This window comes from Halorussus vallis (genome assembly GCF_024138165.1).
In the GTDB taxonomy this organism is placed as follows: domain Archaea; phylum Halobacteriota; class Halobacteria; order Halobacteriales; family Haladaptataceae; genus Halorussus; species Halorussus vallis.
In genome coordinates this window covers 1,555,001-1,571,415 of sequence record NZ_CP100000.1, presented here as the reverse complement: position 1 = coordinate 1,571,415, position 16,415 = coordinate 1,555,001, and the positions used below count along the sequence as shown (strand labels likewise).

Annotated in this window: 14 protein-coding genes; 6 read left to right on the top strand and 8 right to left on the bottom strand. The window is 69.1% G+C overall.

Annotation, left to right across the window (positions count from 1 at the left end):
- Positions 1 to 12: 12 nt before the first annotated feature.
- Positions 13 to 1,188, bottom strand: a complete 1,176-nt coding sequence (locus tag NGM07_RS08105; protein WP_253519276.1) for an NAD-binding protein — start codon at positions 1,186 to 1,188, stop codon at positions 13 to 15.
- 72 nt (positions 1,189 to 1,260) lie between these two features.
- Between NGM07_RS08105 and NGM07_RS08100 the strand changes: the two genes are divergently transcribed.
- From NGM07_RS08100 to NGM07_RS08085, 4 genes are all read left to right on the top strand, one after another.
- Complete coding sequence (locus NGM07_RS08100; protein ID WP_253519274.1) at positions 1,261 to 2,550, top strand: potassium channel family protein; 1,290 nt, start codon at positions 1,261 to 1,263, stop codon at positions 2,548 to 2,550.
- Positions 2,547 to 3,902 (top strand): cation:proton antiporter regulatory subunit, encoded by a 1,356-nt coding sequence (locus NGM07_RS08095; RefSeq protein WP_253519271.1) that lies wholly within the window; start codon positions 2,547 to 2,549, stop codon positions 3,900 to 3,902. The genes NGM07_RS08100 and NGM07_RS08095 overlap by 4 nt, the downstream gene beginning before the upstream one ends.
- Positions 3,903 to 3,935: 33 nt before the next feature.
- Positions 3,936 to 4,211 (top strand): ubiquitin-like small modifier protein 1, encoded by a 276-nt coding sequence (locus NGM07_RS08090; protein WP_253519270.1) that lies wholly within the window; start codon positions 3,936 to 3,938, stop codon positions 4,209 to 4,211.
- A 99-nt stretch (positions 4,212 to 4,310) separates the two neighbouring features.
- Positions 4,311 to 5,588: a DUF7972 family membrane protein gene (locus tag NGM07_RS08085; protein ID WP_253519267.1), complete on the top strand. Its 1,278-nt coding sequence runs from the start codon at positions 4,311 to 4,313 to the stop codon at positions 5,586 to 5,588.
- A gap of 51 nt (positions 5,589 to 5,639) precedes the next feature.
- On the opposite strand, the gene NGM07_RS08080 is transcribed toward NGM07_RS08085, so the two are convergent.
- The 3 genes from NGM07_RS08080 to NGM07_RS08070 all read right to left on the bottom strand — a co-directional run bounded on the left by NGM07_RS08080 (position 5,640) and on the right by NGM07_RS08070 (position 8,846).
- Positions 5,640 to 6,551 (bottom strand): GNAT family N-acetyltransferase, encoded by a 912-nt coding sequence (locus NGM07_RS08080; protein ID WP_253519264.1) that lies wholly within the window; start codon positions 6,549 to 6,551, stop codon positions 5,640 to 5,642.
- Position 6,552: 1 nt separating this feature from the next.
- A complete protein-coding gene (gatD, locus tag NGM07_RS08075) occupies positions 6,553 to 7,794 on the bottom strand; it encodes a Glu-tRNA(Gln) amidotransferase subunit GatD (protein WP_253519261.1) in 1,242 nt (413 codons plus the stop codon).
- Positions 7,795 to 7,871: 77 nt separating this feature from the next.
- Positions 7,872 to 8,846: a DUF7972 family membrane protein gene (locus NGM07_RS08070; RefSeq protein WP_253519258.1), complete on the bottom strand. Its 975-nt coding sequence runs from the start codon at positions 8,844 to 8,846 to the stop codon at positions 7,872 to 7,874.
- A 154-nt stretch (positions 8,847 to 9,000) separates the two neighbouring features.
- On the opposite strand from NGM07_RS08070, the gene NGM07_RS08065 reads away from it, so the two are divergent.
- Positions 9,001 to 9,492, top strand: coding sequence for a DUF8526 domain-containing protein (locus NGM07_RS08065; protein ID WP_253519256.1), 492 nt, complete (start codon positions 9,001 to 9,003; stop codon positions 9,490 to 9,492).
- A 54-nt stretch (positions 9,493 to 9,546) separates the two neighbouring features.
- Here NGM07_RS08065 and NGM07_RS08060 read toward each other — a convergent pair whose 3' ends face one another.
- The 3 genes from NGM07_RS08060 to NGM07_RS08050 form a co-directional block, all read right to left on the bottom strand.
- Positions 9,547 to 10,329, bottom strand: coding sequence for an ArsR/SmtB family transcription factor (locus NGM07_RS08060; RefSeq protein WP_253519253.1), 783 nt, complete (start codon positions 10,327 to 10,329; stop codon positions 9,547 to 9,549).
- Positions 10,330 to 10,415: 86 nt separating this feature from the next.
- Positions 10,416 to 11,420: a DUF7096 domain-containing protein gene (locus NGM07_RS08055; RefSeq protein WP_253519251.1), complete on the bottom strand. Its 1,005-nt coding sequence runs from the start codon at positions 11,418 to 11,420 to the stop codon at positions 10,416 to 10,418.
- A 104-nt stretch (positions 11,421 to 11,524) separates the two neighbouring features.
- Complete coding sequence (locus NGM07_RS08050; protein WP_253519249.1) at positions 11,525 to 12,217, bottom strand: DUF1405 domain-containing protein; 693 nt, start codon at positions 12,215 to 12,217, stop codon at positions 11,525 to 11,527.
- 229 nt (positions 12,218 to 12,446) lie between these two features.
- Between NGM07_RS08050 and NGM07_RS08045 the strand changes: the two genes are divergently transcribed.
- The gene (locus NGM07_RS08045) at positions 12,447 to 12,803 is read left to right on the top strand and encodes a DUF5802 family protein (RefSeq protein WP_253519247.1); all 357 of its coding nucleotides are present in this window, start codon (positions 12,447 to 12,449) and stop codon (positions 12,801 to 12,803) included.
- Between the two features lie 312 nt (positions 12,804 to 13,115).
- Here NGM07_RS08045 and carB read toward each other — a convergent pair whose 3' ends face one another.
- Positions 13,116 to 16,313, bottom strand: coding sequence for a carbamoyl-phosphate synthase large subunit (gene carB, locus NGM07_RS08040; protein WP_253519245.1), 3,198 nt, complete (start codon positions 16,311 to 16,313; stop codon positions 13,116 to 13,118).
- Positions 16,314 to 16,415 lie beyond the last annotated feature (102 nt).

Here is a 16,415-nt window from a genome sequence, read left to right as displayed (position 1 = left end):
GCGCGCGTCCGGTCAGCCCCTTCGACGCGAGGACTCGCCGGAGAGGCGGTCGGCCACGTCTTCCATGCCCTCGGTGCCGAGCGCCGACCGCACCAGCAGGTGACCGCCGATGGTCGCCGGACTGATGACGGTGTCGGCGCCGGCCCGTTTGAGTTTGTCGACGTTCTCGCGGTCGGTCGCGGCCGCGACGATGCGCACCTCGGGGTTGAGTTGGCGGGCGGTCAGCACCGCCAGCGCGTCCTCGGCGTCGTCGTTCGTGGCCGCCACGACCGCCCGCGCCCGGTCGATGCCGACCCGCCGGAGCGGGTCCTCGTCGCTCGGGTCGGCGGTGAGGACGTTGAGGCCGCGCTCGCGGAGTTCTGCGGCGCGCTGCTGGTCGAGCGTGACGATGACGAACTCGACCTGGTCGCCGAGTTCGGTCAGAATCGGTTCGGTCAGGTCGCCGTATCCGAGGACGACGACGTGGTCTTCGAGGAGTTCGAGTTGTGATTCGGTCATTCTTCCGAGTGCGGAGGCGATGCGGGCCTCGATGGCCGGGCCGAGCAGCGACGCGAGCGCGATGGCGAAACTCGACGTGCCGAGGACGACGACCGACAGCCCGAACAGCCGGGCCGTCTGGGATGTCGGCGTCAGGTCGCCGTAGCCGACGGTGCTTGCGGTGACCAGCGTGTAGTACAGCGCGTCGAGCGGCGTCTCGACGTTGGCGAAGTCGTCGGCCAGCGCGTACGTGCCGGTGGTCCCGTACACCAGCACGCCGGCGAGCGCCGCCACCGCGGTCAACTGGGATATCGTCACGTCGAGTTCGCGGTCGAAGCGGTCCCGCCGGACGAACACGAACGGGAGCGCGAGCAGCGACACCGCGACCAGGGGGAGCGAGTACGAACTCGACTGGACGAGCCCCTGGACGGCCGTCAGCGGGAGCAGCAACGCCGTGGAGTACCACGCGACACGCAGCCCCCGGCGCATTCCCATCGCGCTGACGAGCATCGTGAAGCCGGTGAGCACGCCGGTGAACCTGGCCGTCTCCTGGACCCACTCGGGAATCTCGCCGCCGAAGAGGTTCCCGGTGGAGGCCGGGCTGAACCCGATGCTGAACACGCCCGTGGCTATCGAGAGCGCCGCCACCGCGAACGTCAGGGTGACCGTGACGCGGACGCTGATGCGGTCGGGCCACGACCCCGTCTCCATGCACGAACCTGTGCGCGTCCCGGTAGATAAACTGTCGGTAGTGATTTACGGTCGGTGCGTCTCGCCGAAACCATGGCGCTCGGTCTCTCGTTCCCCGGCCAACTGCTGGTCGGTCTCTATCTCGGCGTACTGACGGCCGTCGTCCCGGCGCTCGTGGCGTGGTCGCTCGGGTTCACGTTCAAGTACTTCACCGGCGTCTCGATTCCGGGGTTCGCCGTCCTGGTCCTCGGGGTCGCGGTCGCCGGCGTCCAGGGCGGACTTCTCGGCCTGCTCGAAACCGAGATCGCCGCCTCGCCCGCCGCGCTCGTCTCCGCACTGGTCGTGATGATGGTGACGCTGTACGCCCACGCCCAGGGCGACCGGATGGGCGCGGAGTTCCCGCGCCGGTTCACGCTCAAGTCGCTTCGCGAGCGCACCCTCTCGGCCGACGCGATAGAGCGGGTCGGCCGCTTCGGCCAGGTCCGCGTCCGGGCGACCGGCGAGGTCGCCGACGTCGAGGGCTACCCGCCGCTCACCGCCGACCTGCGGGCGACGCTTCGTGGCGGCGAGTGGACGTTCCCCGCCGACCTCCCGCTGTCGGAACTCGAACTCCGCCTGGAGGAGCGACTCCGAACCGACCACGACCTCGCAGAGGTGACCGCGAGCATCGACGAGCGCGGGCGGGCGACGCTCGCGGCGGCCCCGCCGGTCGGCGGCCTCTCCCGGCGGGTCCCGCAGGGCCGGCGGGCCGTCTCGGTAGAGACGCTCGTCCCGACGGGGCTGGCGCGCCGCGATGAGGTGACGGTTTCGACCGACGGCGGCGAGGTCGACGGCACGGTCATCAGCGCGAAGTCCGACGGAGCGGGCGGCGCAACCGCGTCACCCGCCGGAGCCGCGAGTTTCGACGACGGCGCTTCGAACCCGGTCGTCTCACGGGCCAACTCCGCGACGAAAAATGACGCCGAGAACGAGGCGGCCGCCGACGTGCCGGTTTCGACGCCCGCGCCCCAGGCCACCGGCGGTGACGGTCGGGTGACGGTCGCCGTCTCGCCGCGGGACGCCGAAACCCTGCTCGACGCCGAGTCGGCCGCGCTCCGGGTACGTGCCCGCGGCACGCGCCGCGAGTTCGAACTGCTGTCGCTGCTGCGACGGGACGGCAAGCGGTTCCGCCGGCTGAAACTCCGGGAGGGGTCGCCGGTCGACGGCGCGACCCTCGGCGGGGCGGCGCTCCGCGACGAGTACGGTGTGGCGGTGCTCGCGGTCCGGCGCGGCCGGACCTGGACGTTCGCGCCGGCGGGGTCGACCGCGCTCGCGGCCGGCGACGAACTGTACGCGGTCGGCGCGCGGAGCGCGCTCGACCGCTTCGAGGAGGTGGCGGCGTGACCGCGCTCGTCGGCCCGGCCGCCGCGGGTTCGAACCTCCTGGTCACGTTCGAGCGCCCCGTCGTGGCGCTCGCGCGCGTCGTCGGCCTCGCGCTGCTGTCGGGCGGGGTCGCGGCGTTCGCCGGACTACTCTACCGGTCGTACGCACGCCAGCGGATTCCCGAGGGTCTGGCGGTGCTGGTCGGTCTCGGCGCCGTCGGCGCGTTGCTCAACACCGAGACGGCGCTCTATCAGTTCCTCGACAGCGGCACCGCCGTCCCGTCGACCGGTCGCGCGCTCGTCAACGTCGCGGCGTTCGCGCTGGGCGCCGTCACCGCCGTTGCGGGCGGGCACGTCGGCACTGCGGTAGCGAACGCGTTCGCGGTCTCGGGCGCGGCCGAACTCGAAGGCGACCTGAGCCGACTCGTGCAGGCGGTCGGGCGGTTCGTCGCGGTCGAACTCCCGGCGAGCGTCGAGGACATCGACGGCTACGACCCGGTCGCGCCTGAGACGAAGGCCGTGCTGGCCGAAACCACGCTCCGGTTTCCGCGCGGGCTGACCGTGGCGGAACTCCGTGACCGGCTGGTAACCCGGCTCCGGGACGACTACGGCGTCGGCCACGTGGACGTCGACCTGTCGGCCGACGGCACCGTCTCGTACCTCGCGGTCGGCGGCCGGGCGGCGGGCATCGGGCCGACGCTGCCGCCGGGAACCGTCGCGGCGGCGGTCCGGGCCGACCCCGCGTTCAGCGCGAGTCCGGGCGACCGCGTCCAGGTTTGGCGGCGGCCGAGTCCGTCGACGGACTCGGCCGCCGCGGAGGACACCTTCGACGCTGCGGAGGGCGACTCGGACGCCGAGTCCGCCGCAGCGTCCCCCGGTCCCCAGCGCGTGGCGACCGCGGAACTCCGAGCGGCGGTCGGCGACGTGGCGACGCTCGCGCTCGACGCCGCCGACGCGGCCGCCCTCGACCCCGACGCCGCGTACCGGCTGGTGACGCTCCCGACCGAGGAGCGCGCCGACCGGGAGTTCTCCGCTCAACTCCGCGCGGCCGACGAGACGGTCGGCGCCGTGGTCGTGACCGACGACAGCCCGCTCGCTGGCGCGCCGGTCGGCGGACTGGCGGCGACCGTCGTCGCGGTTCGCGGCGCCGACGGCGTCGAGACGCTCCCGGCCCGCGACCGTTCGATAGCGGCGGGCGACACGCTCTACCTCGTCGGCCGGCCCGACCTGCTCCGGAAGGTCGAAGCCGCGGCCGCCGGCGTCTCGGACGCCGGGGAAGCGGCGGTCGCCGACGGGGAGTCCGACGTGCGCGAGACGGCGACCGACGGCGAGCGGCCGGCCGACGCGTCCGGCCGGACGCGTCGGCTTGGGTAACCCTCTTTGTCCCCCCGTCCCTCAGGGTCGAGTATGCAGTGGAAGCTGTTCGCGGACCTCGCCGAGGTCGCCGGAGACAAGGAGATCGCCGTGGACGCCGAACCGGGCGAGACGGTCGGGGCGGCCCTCGACGCGCTGGTCGCCGACCGGCCCGGCCTGGCCGACCGCATCTACGACGACGACGGCGACATGCGCGACCACATCAACGTCCTGCGAAACGGGACGAGCGTCGGCGAGCAGCGAGGGCTCGACACCGAACTCGACGAGGGCGACGAACTCGCGCTGTTCCCGCCGGTCAGCGGCGGCTGAGCGCGTCCGCGACGACGGGCTTTTCTCCTCGGCCGGACCCGGACATTTCAACCCGAAGACCTTAGCCTCCGGGTCCCTGCAAAAGGTAGGGGGAGGAATATGGGGACGGGAGAAACCGACGACCAGTCGCGGGTAGACGAGGTTCGCGACGGGGCTCGGGAGCTTCGTGACGACGCGTCGCAGCTCCGCGAGGGGGTCCCGAGCGTTCCGTCGTCGCTCGAACTACCGGGAGAGAGCCGCGTCGCTCGCTGGCTGCTGCTCAGCGCCGACCGCTGGAAGGTCGCGGTGGTGCTGATGGCCACCGTGCTGGTGGCGCTCGTCGCGCTGTCGGTCGTGCGGCCGGTCGACGTGCGCGGGTTGCTCAGAGAGACGAACACGGTCCAGACGCTGTTCAACACGCTACTGAGCGGCATCATCCTGCTCGTCTCGATCGTCGTCTCCATCAACTCGGTCTTTCTCTCGCAGGAGATAACCGACATCGAGAGCCAGGAACAGCGCATCGACGCGTCGGTGCAGTACCGCAACCGCATCGAGGATTACATCGAGTCCGAGGTGAGTCCGACCCGGCCCGCCGAGTTCCTGCGGGTCATCCTGGGCACCATCGACCGGCAGGCCGAGGCGCTCGCCGAACACGCCGAGGGCAACGACGGCCAGTTCGCCGAAGAGGCGAGCGACTTCGCGGACCGCGTCCACCAGGACGCCCAGAAAGCCGGAGATACGCTCCACAACGCGCGATTCGGCACGTTCGACGTGCTGTTGGCCGGGCTGAACTACAACTACTCCTGGCAACTCAACGTCGCCAGGCGGTTCAAGCGCAAGTACGGCGACGCGCTCGATGACGACGAGAACCAGGCCATCGACGACCTCATCGACACGCTGAAGTTCTTCGCCACCGGCCGGGAGTACTTCAAGTCGCTGTACTACAAGCGGGAACTCGCGCGGCTGTCGAGCAGGCTGTTGTACGTCTCGCTACCGGCCATCGTGTTCACCTCGTACGTCCTGCTGGCGCTCGACTCGAAGCTCATCCCCGAGATGTCGCTGTTCGGCGTGTCGCCGCTGGTGGTGTTCGTCAGCGTCGCCTACACGCTCGCGCTCGGCCCGTACCTCATCTTCACGGCCTACATCGTCCGGGCGGCGACCATCACCCAGCGCACGCTCTCGGCGGGGCCGTTCCTGCTCCAGCAGAGCGACGTGGGCGAGACGGTCGACTGGGACACCGCCACCGATTCCATCGAGTGGAACATGCCCGGCACAGACGAGGGGACGCCGGAACCGGCCGCGGAGGCCGAGGGAGGCGAGGACGAGAGCAACGAGGCGGCGACTGGCGACGCAGAGAGCGACGAGTCGGAGACGGGGAAAGCGAAGACCGACGACTGATGCGATACGGCTCGCTCGCGCGCCGATGCGCGCGAGCGAGCCGAACGACTCCTACTTTCCGGTGAGGTCGGCCGCGAGTACGAAGTCCGGTTCGGCGGCGACCTCGACTCGGCAGGCGGCGGCGTCGCTGACCGCCTCGACGGTTTCGGGAATCAGGACGCGGGTGCGGTCGGCGTCGCGCGCGGCGGCGTCGCGCGCGACCGCCCCGAACAGCGCGGCGGCGCTCTCGGCGTCGGCCCACGCGCCGACGCCGTACTCGACCCACCGAGCGGGGTCGCCGTCCTCGTCCGGCCGGTCGTACTCCCGGACGCGGTGGGCGAACCCGCGAGTCTTCTCGCCCTGAACGACGAACAGGCCGTCGTCGTCGGCCGCCGCACGGAGGTGGTCGCGGGTCAACTGCGAGAGCGCCCACGACTCCTCGTCGTCGAGCGCCAGGCCGCGGAGGTGGTCGCGGGCGGCGCTGTCGGTCCAGAATCGCCACGCCGCGTTCGGGTCGCTCGTGATTTCGGCCCGGCCAGCCGGTTCGGCGTCCGGGTCCGGAGTCGGGTGCGCCCACCGGAACTCGGTCGCGGGTTCGTAGCCGGTCGCCCGCGAGTGGCCCAGTCCCGCCACGTTCCAGGAGAACACCATGTTCCGAAGCACGGTCGCGCCCCGGTCCCGCGCCCACGAGAAGAGGTCGTGAGTCATCTCGACGCCGACGTTCCGGCCGCGGAATTCGGGGTTGACTCGCATCCCCTGGCCCCACGCCTCCCAGTCGGAGAGGAGCACGCACTGGACGATGCCGGCGATGTCGTCGCCGGCGTCCGCGACGACCGTCCGGCGGTCGTCGCCCTCTATCCAGTCGTGGTAGATGTGGGGGATGTAGTCGCCCCCGTCGCGGTCGGGCCAGGTGTTCTCGGTGAACGCGACGACGGCCTCGTAGTCGTCGTGGGTCGCCTCCCGGAGTTGGATGCCGGTGCTCATCCTAAATCCACGGCACCGACCGCTGCTGTATCTCGCCGGCCAGCGGTTCCCGAATCGTCTCGGGCACGTCGGCGCTGTTTGCCAGCGCCCACATCAGTTTCACCTTCGCGGTGCCGGGGAGCATGTCCTCGCCCTCCACGACGCCGGCCTCCAGCAGGTCCCGGCCGGTGTCGTAGACCCGGTCGCAGACCCGGCCCTCGATGCACTGGCTGGTCATGACGACCGTCGTGCCGTCGTCGACCAGTTCGGCGATGCGGTCGACCCAGTCGGAGTGGACGTGGCCGAGGCCGGTGCCTTCGAGGACGAGGCCGGCCTTCCCCTCGGCGAAGTCGAGCGCTTCGACGCCCATCCCGGGCGTGAACTTGAGCAGTTCCACGTCGGCTTCGAGTTCGGGCGCGATGTCGAGGTCCTTCTGGCCGCGCTCGGCGTGCTCGCGGCGGAAGCTCACTTCGCCGGTGTCGTAGTCGACCTCTCCCAGGGGCTTTCGGCCCACCGTCTCGAAGGCGTCCCGGCGGGAGGTGTGGTTCTTCCGCACCCGGGTGCCCCGGTGGAGCGCGCAGACGTCGTCGCTCTCGGTGGCGTGCATGCAGACCAGCACCTCCGCGGCGTCGGCCTTGGCGGCCTCGACCGCGCAGACCGCGTTCATCACGTTGTCAGAGGAGGGCCGGTCGGCCGACCGCTGGCTTCCGGTGAACACGACGGGGACGGGCGTGTCGAGTACGAACGAGAGCGCCGACGCGGTGAACTGCATCGTGTCGGTGCCGTGCATCACGACCACGCCGTCGGCGCCCGCCTCGATTTCCTCGTAGACCGCCTCCGCGAGGTCGCGCCACACGTCGGGGGTCATGTTCTCGCTGAGGATGTTGGCGACCACGCGCCCGCGGTAGTTGGCCCGGCCCGCGAGGTCCGGGACCGCCCGGAGCACGTCCTCGGCGTCGAACTGCGCCGTGACCGCGCCGGTGCGGTAGTCGACCGTCGAGGCGATGGTGCCGCCGGTAGAGATGAGCGAGACGGTCGGCAGGTCGGGGTCGAACTCGACCGCCGAGGAGTCGCTCGTCTCGCCCTCCTCAATGTCGTACACGTCGTCTTCGAGCACGTCGACGTCTGCGGCCTCGCGGTCGACGCCGACGTTGTAGCCGCCGTCGAGTTTGACGACGAGGTGCTCGCTCGTCGTGGAGGGGAGCAGTACGCCCTCGTAGGTCTGGTCGGCCCGCTCGACGCGGACGCGGTCGCCGGGATTCATACCACGGGCTACCGCCGCGCCGGACTTCAAACCATCTTTTCGGCTCTTCCGGAACCGTCGGTCGAGTGCGCACCCGTTCACCACTCGGCCGGCGGGACGAACGGGGCGACCGAGACGGTGTACCTGAAGATGGTCGCGATGCGGAGCATGTAGACCATCAACAGCACCAGCGGCGTGACGACGACGGTGAGGCTGGCGCTCATGATCAGCGGCAGCGAGTACGGCACGAGCACCGCCGCCGGATTCGACTTGTAGAGTAGCGGGGCGAGCAGCGCGACCATCACCGCCGGAAATCCGATGAAGACGAACTGCCGCGACAGCCGGGCCAGTTCCTGGTGGAGCGAGATGGTCTTGAAGTACTGCCGGAACACGGTGAGCGCGCTCAGCAGGTGGGCTATCGAGTCGAGTCGGTCGGACTCTGCGTCGGTGAGTTCCTCGTACCGCCCGCTCCGGAGGTCGTCCGTCCGATTGAGGTACTGCGCGAAATCGGGGCCCGCGAGCGTCAGGATGACCGTCTCGGGCGACATCTCGTTCGACACCTCCCGGACCGGTTGCGCGTACTCGACCAGATCGTCGACGTACGAGGCTATCTCCTCGCCCATCTCCTCGTCGTCGCGGTCGCGTTCGTCCCGGAGCGCGACCGCTTGCTCACCGAGCGTCTCGCCGATGAAGGCGATGAACTCCGCCGCGTCGATCGGCGGCGAGGGATGCCCGGAGATCTCCGCGATCTTGTTCCGCAGGTCGTTGCCGCCCTCGAACTTCTCCTGGAACGTGTCCAGTCCGCCGAAGACCCGCGAGGAAACGAGTTGATTGATGGTCAGCGTCACCGAGATGAGCGAGAAGAGGCCGGCGACGACCCCGCTCCCGAGTATCGACTCGATGGGACTCCGAGGGTTCACCGAGAGCGTGCCGCTCGCGATGAGCGTCCACGTGAGCGCGAAGGTCGCCGCGGACACTCCCGCCGTGATGAGGAGTCGATCGCCCTCGATCAACGCCCACTGGGCGAGGCGCGCGTAGCGAGACTCCCGACCGACGACCGAATCGAAATTCATAGAACAGACACGGGCTCGAAGGGTTACTGTCCTCTGTTCGTGGCAGGTACAGTCTATCATCTCGTGGGAAAATCGAGCCGTCACCCAACAGTAGTAACTCCCGTTCGGAGCGCCCACGGAAAGACCCATTACCTCACCCGCCCAACAGCTACGCATGCCCCAGCGCTCCGACCAGCGCACCCGCGACTCGCTCGCGGACGACCTCACCTCCACGCTCGACGCCGAGTCCGGCGAGCAGACCCAGAGCCAGTCGGCCTCGCTCGGTCAGCGCGCCAAGTCGCGCGCGGCGAACATCTTCAATCCGAAGACGTTCGGCTACGCGCTCGTGCTCCTCGGCGTCTGCATGTTCGTCGGGAGTGCGTTCGTCCCGCTCCCGATACTCGACCAGTTCACGGGCTTGCTCGGCGTCTTCGCCGGCGCGTTCGCGCTCGGTCTCGCCGTCGAGCGCTCGACCGTCCTCGAATCCGCGGTCGCCGGCGCGGTCGTCGCCGGACTGACGGCCGTCCTCGGACACCTCGCGCTCACGGCGTTCGGCGGCGCGGGAGTTCAGCTCGCCGTCTTCGGCGCCGGAACCGGCCTGCTGGCGGGCGCGCTCGGCGCGTACTTCGGCGGCGACCTTCGCGACGGCCTGACGGCCGACATCTGAACCCCAGTTTTCGACCGCGTTCGCTCGCAGAAGAGATTTCCGCGTGACGCCGCGTCACTCCGCCAGCGACCACTGTCCGCCGTCTTCGGTCAGCACGTCGCGGCCGGCCAGCAGGTCGAGACACTCCTCGACCACCGGTTCGGGGGCGTCGACGTCGCGGGCGACCTCGGCGACTGTCTCGGCGCCGCCCGCGACGGCCGCCAGCACCTCGGCGTGAAGGCGCTTTTCGCCCTCGGCGTCGAGTTCGCTCGCGAGGCGGTCGCGCACGTCGGCGATACGGCCGTGGACCCACCGCTGTGCGAGCGAGAGTTCGCTCTGGAGGTCTTCGAGTTGGGTGAGTTCCGCCGCGAGCCCCGCCGCGGTTTGGGCGTCGGCGTCCGTCTCGCCAATGTCCGTCTCGTCAGCGTCTCGTCCGTCGGCTTCGTCGGCGGTTTCGTCCGGCTTCGCCGACGATTCGGCGGCCGCCTCGTCGGCGTCTTTCTCCTGGTCGGCGGTGTCGGCGTCGTACTGGATGTTGAGCGAGACGTACCGGCAGGCGCTCACGTCGAGGTTCGTACTCGCCGGGTAGGCGCTCTTCATGCCGAACTGGTAGGGCGAAACTTCGACTTCGAGTCGGAGGTTCCGCGAGATGCTGAAGTACTTGCGCCGCTGGTCGTCGGTGCGACTCTCGATGAGACCGGCGTCCTCCAGTTTCCGGAGGTGGTCGATGACGGCCTTGGGACTGACGCCGAGGTACTCGCTAATCTCCGTGACGTAACAGGGTTTGCGTGCCAGCAGGCGGAGGATTCGCCTACGGTTTTCGTTTCCCAGAATGTCGAGTAACTCGGCGGAGTCCATTCACGACCGGGCCTAAGAAACGCGCGCTGAAAAGGGTGTCTCTCCGCCCGACCCGACGACCGCGCATCGGGTCGGCTACCGGCCGATTACGCCGCGACGTTCGGGGCCAGTAATACGCCGAACGGGGTCGCGCTGTGGTCGAACGCGTCGGCGACCGTCTCGGCGTCGAGGCCGTCGGTCGAGTCGTTCACGAGTCCGTCAAGTCCGTTCGTCCCGTTGACGGTCGGTCCGGTCACGGGGTCGTCGAGGGTCGCGTTCGTCCCGTCGCCGGCGAGCGGGGCTTCACCGCCGGGGTTGCCGGCTCCGTTCTGCGGCCCCTGTCCGTTGCCCCGATTCCCGTTCGAGCCGGGACCGACGCCGAGGCCGTTCGAACCGTTCGTCGGGCCGGTGGCGTTGCCGACGCCGAGGCCGTTCTTCGCGCCGTTCGACCGGCCGTTTTCGAGGCCGACGCCCGAGGTGTTGCGCGCCACGGCGGCGATTTCGGGCCCCGAGAGGTTCGCGGCCTGCTGGCCGATGTTCCGGAGCCGACCCAGGTTACCCTTGCCGCGCGCGGTCCCCTGTGCGGTCGCGCCGACCGTCGACTGTGGCGGCGCGCTGGCGGCCGTGCTGATGGTCGTGTTGACCGCCGACTGGAGTGCGTTGATGCGCCCGAGGAGGTGGCTCACCTGGGCCTTGTAGGCCGTGTCGCCGAGGTTTCCGGCCTCGTGGCGCTCGACGAGTCGCTGTTTCCGCTGCTGGAGCGCCTGGAGTTCCTTCTGGAGCTGTCTGGTCCGGCGGTCGACGAGCCGCTCCTTGGCCGACGCGTTGTCGGTGGCGTTGAACGCCGCGGTCCACATGCCGGTTTCGACCGCACCGCCGATTTCGGCGGCGTTCGACTGCATGAACGCCGAGATGTCCGCGCCGAGCGTGGCGTTCGCACTGGCGTTGTCGTTCGGCGCGTCGGATTGGAGGACGGCGGCCGAGGGACCGCCCTCGGCGTCGTAGCCGGGGCGAACCGCGTCGTCGGTCGCGACTGCACCGGTTGGAGTGGCTACCGCTAGCGCGCCGCAGGCGGCGAGCAGCGCCAACAGGACGGCTCGGTACGTTCTCATCGAGAATGCGTAGTTCAGCTCGCCTTAAAAAGACCGAGATTCGTTCGTTCCGTTTACGAACGGGAGCGAAGCCAGCAGACGGCCCGCGAGTGTTCAAAGACCGATTAGCTTCCTCGACTCGGTTCGTCACGCGACCGGGCCGAGTCGGCGGACGCGGGGCCGCCGCGGTTCCGGCGGCGGCCGAGCGCGCGGGCGGCCGCGGCGACCGAGAGTACCGAGAGCGCGACGGTCGCGGCGGGCAACAGCAGGTCCGGCGTGTACCGGAGCGGCGGGTGGAGTCCGAGGCCGTAGTCGAGCGCGTCGTTGACCAGGAGGACTCCGAGCGCCGCCGCGAGCGCCCCGCGACTCGTGTCGGCGTAGTACGGCAGGAGGTACGCCTCGACGACGAACGCGAGGTGGGTCAGGACGATGAACCAGTAGTCCCACAGCGGCCCCGACTCCCACGGCGGTCCGAAGTACTGCGAGAAGCCGAGGTTGAGCGCGACGAACGTCCAGAGTCCGTACTTCACCAGCGACGCGAACGCGAGCGTGTGGAGGTACCGGAGCGGTCGGTTGCTGGGGGCGTCGGCGAGTCGCCGACCCAGGTTCGGCAGCAGCGTCACGAGCGAGAGCGTCGCCAGGAAGAGTGCCGCGGGCGAGTCGGCGTACAGCGGCCAGAGGTAGGTCGGGACCTCCGGCAGCGTCTCGACGTAGAACCGAACCCCGACCAGCATCGCGATGACGTTCACTACCAGAAGCCAGACCAGGTTCGGCCCGCGTTCGAGATACGTCCGCGCGTACCGCTCCGGAATCGCCATACCGGTCAGGCGGAGCGCCAGCGCCAAATGTCTTCCCAGACGCGTAGGCGTCGGCCGAGTCGCGTCGCGTACCGTGTCCGGAGTTCCGCTCGGTCGCTCGCGGTCGGCGTCCGGGAGCGCGTTCGAATCTTCGGCTCCGACCTGCGAATCCTTAAGTAGTAAGTTTGAACTACCATATAAAACCACCCGACGAGCTTAAGTCTAAGGGTGCTATACGACACCGTGTGTCATGTTCGAGGAATTCTCCAGCGGCTACTACCTCGGTCGGCTGTACGTCGAGCCCTCCGGCGAGGAGCAAGCGGTGATGCGCCGCGACCAGCACGAATACATCAACGAGCAGCTGTACGCGACCGGAGAGGGCGTCGAGCGACTCGACGCGCCGCTCGTGATGAAGGTCGGCCGCCGCCACGTCGCGGTGCAGGGCGCCGACGGCGTCCCCGAGGGGACGCTCGCGCTCCCCGAGTCGGTCATCGAGGACAGCGACATCCGGAACCCCCCGGCGCTGAAGGAAGTGCTGCTGGCGAAGGCCGACCGGGCAGCCCAGTTGCTCCGGTATCAGGACGGCCATCCGGGCGTCGGGACTTGAACTGAACTATTCGTATTGAGCTTTCGTCGTGGGGTGTTCGGTGGAGCTAGTGGGTAGAACGGAGATGGGAACGTCTGCGATTTTCACGGAGGACGGAAAACGCACAGTGACCGCAACCGCACTGCAGACCGCCACTCGCACGACTCACATGAAGACCGCACCGCCACCACAAACCACGGCCTCCCCAGCCGATTCCTTCGGTCCCTTCGGGACCTCAGTCATCCCTCGCGCGCATGGGCGGGACTCCAAACAGCGGAGTCCCGCCAGCGCGCGCCACCTCGGACGTGAAAATTGAGCGTTCGAACTACCGGCCTACCGGCCCCACTCGCGGGCGTCTTTGGGTCGGACGTCGACCGACTGGACGTCGAGCGGTTCGTCGCGCGCGTCCAGGGCGTCGAGTGCGGCCCGGGCGCTCGCCTCGGTCGAGAAGTACGTCACTTCCTCCTCGACGGCCGTCTCCAGCAGGTCGCGGTTGCGCGAGACGATGAGGTCGACGTCGCCGTCGAGGACGGCTTGAATCTCGCGCTCGGTCTGCTCTTGCTCGTCGTCGCCGAACTCCTCGGGCGTGACCACGTCGAAGTGGGTGGCGAACTCCTCGGTGCTGAAGTACTCGCCGAAGTCGTCGGTGAGGTCGACCAGCGCGGTGCCGTCGTCGGGGATGGGCTTGCCGGTCGCGTCCTGGGCCTTGTCGTATGCCTTGCCGAACGTGTCGGCGGTGCCCATCACTTCGCCCGTCGACTTCATCTCCGGTCCGAGGCGCGGGTCGCTACCCGGCAGGCGGTCGAACGGCAGGACGACCTCCTTGACGCTGATCTGCTCGGGCACCTGCTCCTCGACGTCGAGGTCCGCCAGCGTCTCGCCCGCCATCACCTTCGCGGCGAGTTTGGCGATGGGGACGCCGGTCGCCTTCGAGACGAACGGAACCGTACGGGAGGAGCGCGGGTTCGCCTCCAGGACGTACACCTCGCCCTCCTTCACGGCGAGTTGGACGTTCAGCAGGCCGACGGTGTCGAGCGCCACCGCGATGTCCTCGACCACGTCGCGGACCCGCCCCAACGTCTCGTCGTCGAGCGACCGGGTCGGAATCAGACAGGCCGAGTCGCCGGAGTGGACGCCCGCGCTCTCGACGTGCTCCATGATGCCGCCGATGAGCACGTCGTCGCCGTCCGCGACGGCGTCGACGTCGAGTTCCACCGCGTCGGCGAGGAACTCGTCGACGAGGATGGGTTTGTCGGGCGAGACGCGCACGGCCTCCTCGATGTACTCCTTCAGTTCCTCGTCGTCGTACACTACGTCCATCGCGCGCCCGCCGAGGACGTAGCTCGGACGCACCAGCACCGGGTAGCCGATGTCGTGGGCGAGTTCGAGCGCCTCTTCCTCGCTGGTGGCCGATCCGCCTTCGGGCTGAGCGATGCCGAGGTCGTCCATCAGGCGGTTGAAGCGGTCGCGGTCCTCTGCGAGGTCCATCGCGTCCACGGTGGTGCCCAGAATCTCGCAGTCGAGGCCGCGGCGGGCGAGTTCGTCCTCCAGCGGGTGGCCGATGTCGACGGAGGTCTGGCCGCCGAACTGGACCATCACGCCGTCGGCGTCGGTCGTCTCGACGACGTCGGCGACCTCCTCGGCGGTGATGGGTTCGAAGAACAGGCCGTCGGAGGTGTCGTAGTCGGTCGACACCGTCTCGGGGTTGTTGTTGACCACGTGGGCGTCGATGCTCTGCTCGCGGAGCGCCCGGACCGCGTGGACCGAGCAGTAGTCGAACTCGACGCCCTGGCCGATGCGGATGGGGCCGCCGCCGACCACGACGACGCTCTCGACGTCGCGGTCGACCTGGACCTCGTCACGGCCCAGTCCCGCGCCCGGACTCCGCGAGGAGTAGTAGTACGGCGTCGAAGCGGCGAACTCGCCGGCGCAGGTGTCGACCTGCTTGAAGTCGCGGTCGGGGGCGCTCGCCTCGACGGTGCCGACGTCGGCGCCGGCCTTGGCGGCGACCTCCTGGTTCGTGAAGCCGATTTCGGCGGCCCGTTCGAAGTCGCCGTCCTGGGCGGCGACGGAGGCGTCGGCGACGTTCTCGTAGCGCTCGACGTACCACTCCTTGATGCCCGTGAGGTCGACGACGTCCTCGACGGTGTAGCCGCGCTCGAACGCCTCGAACATCGCGTAGGGGCGGTCGGGCGTCGGGGCTTCGAGGTAGTCGGTTTCCAGCGTCTCGTCGTCGACTTCGGCCCAGTCGGCCTCGGGTTCGTACTCCGAGGAGCGCAGCGCCTTGAGCAGGCTCTCCTCGAAGGTCCGGCCGATGGCCATCGCCTCGCCGGTCGACTTCATCGCGGTGCCCAACTCGAAGTCGACGTCGTCGAACTTGTCCTTGGGCCACCGGGGCACCTTGGTCACCACGTAGTCGATGGCGGGTTCGAACGCGGCGGTGGTCTGGCCGGTAATCTCGTTCTCGATTTCGTGGAGCCGTTTGCCCAGGGCGACCTTCGCGGTCACGCGGGCGATGGGGTAGCCCGTCGCCTTCGAGGCCAGGGCGGACGAGCGCGAGACGCGGGGGTTCACTTCCACGACGCGGTACTCGCCGCCGGGGGTGCCGTCGTCGTGCCAGGCGAACTGGATGTTACACCCGCCCTGGATTCCCAGGTCGCGGATGACTTCGAGCGCGGCGTCGCGCATCTCCTGGTGGCCCTCGTCGGGGATGACCTGGCTGGGCGTCACGACCGTCGACTCGCCGGTGTGGATGCCCATCGGGTCGATGTTCTCCATGTTGCAGATGATGATGCAGGAGTCGCCCGCGTCCCGCATCACCTCGTACTCCAGTTCGACCCATCCGGAGATGGACTCGGTGATGAGCACCTCGCTGTTGCGCGACAGGCGCAGGCCCTTCCGGACGCGGGCGAGGAGTTCGTCCATGTCGTCGACGACGCCCGACCCCGACCCGCCGAGGGTGTAGGTCGTCCGGGCGATGACGGGCAGGCCGCCGACCTCCTCGACGGCGGCCTCGACGCGCTCTTCGAGGTCTTCCTCGCTCAATCCGGTCGCGCTCTCGTCATCGTCGAGCGCGATGGTCGTCGACCGGGGCATGGGCTGGCCAAGGTCCTCCATCCGCTGGCGGAAGAGGTCGCGGTCCTCCGTGGCGTAGATGGTGTCGAGCGGCGTGCCCATGATGTCGACGTCGTACTCCTCCAGAACGCCCTCCTCGGAGAGCTCCGCGGTGACGTTCAGCCCGGTCTGGCCGCCGAGTCCGGCGATGACGCCGTCGGGGCGCTCCTTCCGGATGATCTCGGCGATGGCCTCGGTGGTGATGGGTTCGATGTACACCTCGTCGGCCATCTCCGGGTCGGTCATGATGGTCGCGGGGTTGGAGTTGACCAGCACGACTCGCGCGCCCTCCTCCTGGAGTGCGCGACAGGCCTGCGCGCCGGAGTAGTCGAACTCCGCGGCCTGTCCGATCTGAATCGGCCCGCTTCCGATGAGCAGTATCGTCTGCCCCTCGCCAGCTTCGGTCTCCTCGGTCATCTGTTGGTAGTTGGAAGTTCGTTCATCGTAATAAATCCGACGATAGATTACGAGTTCCGAAGTGGGGTTTCGAAATTCGAACTTGGTATCGGGTAGCACGGA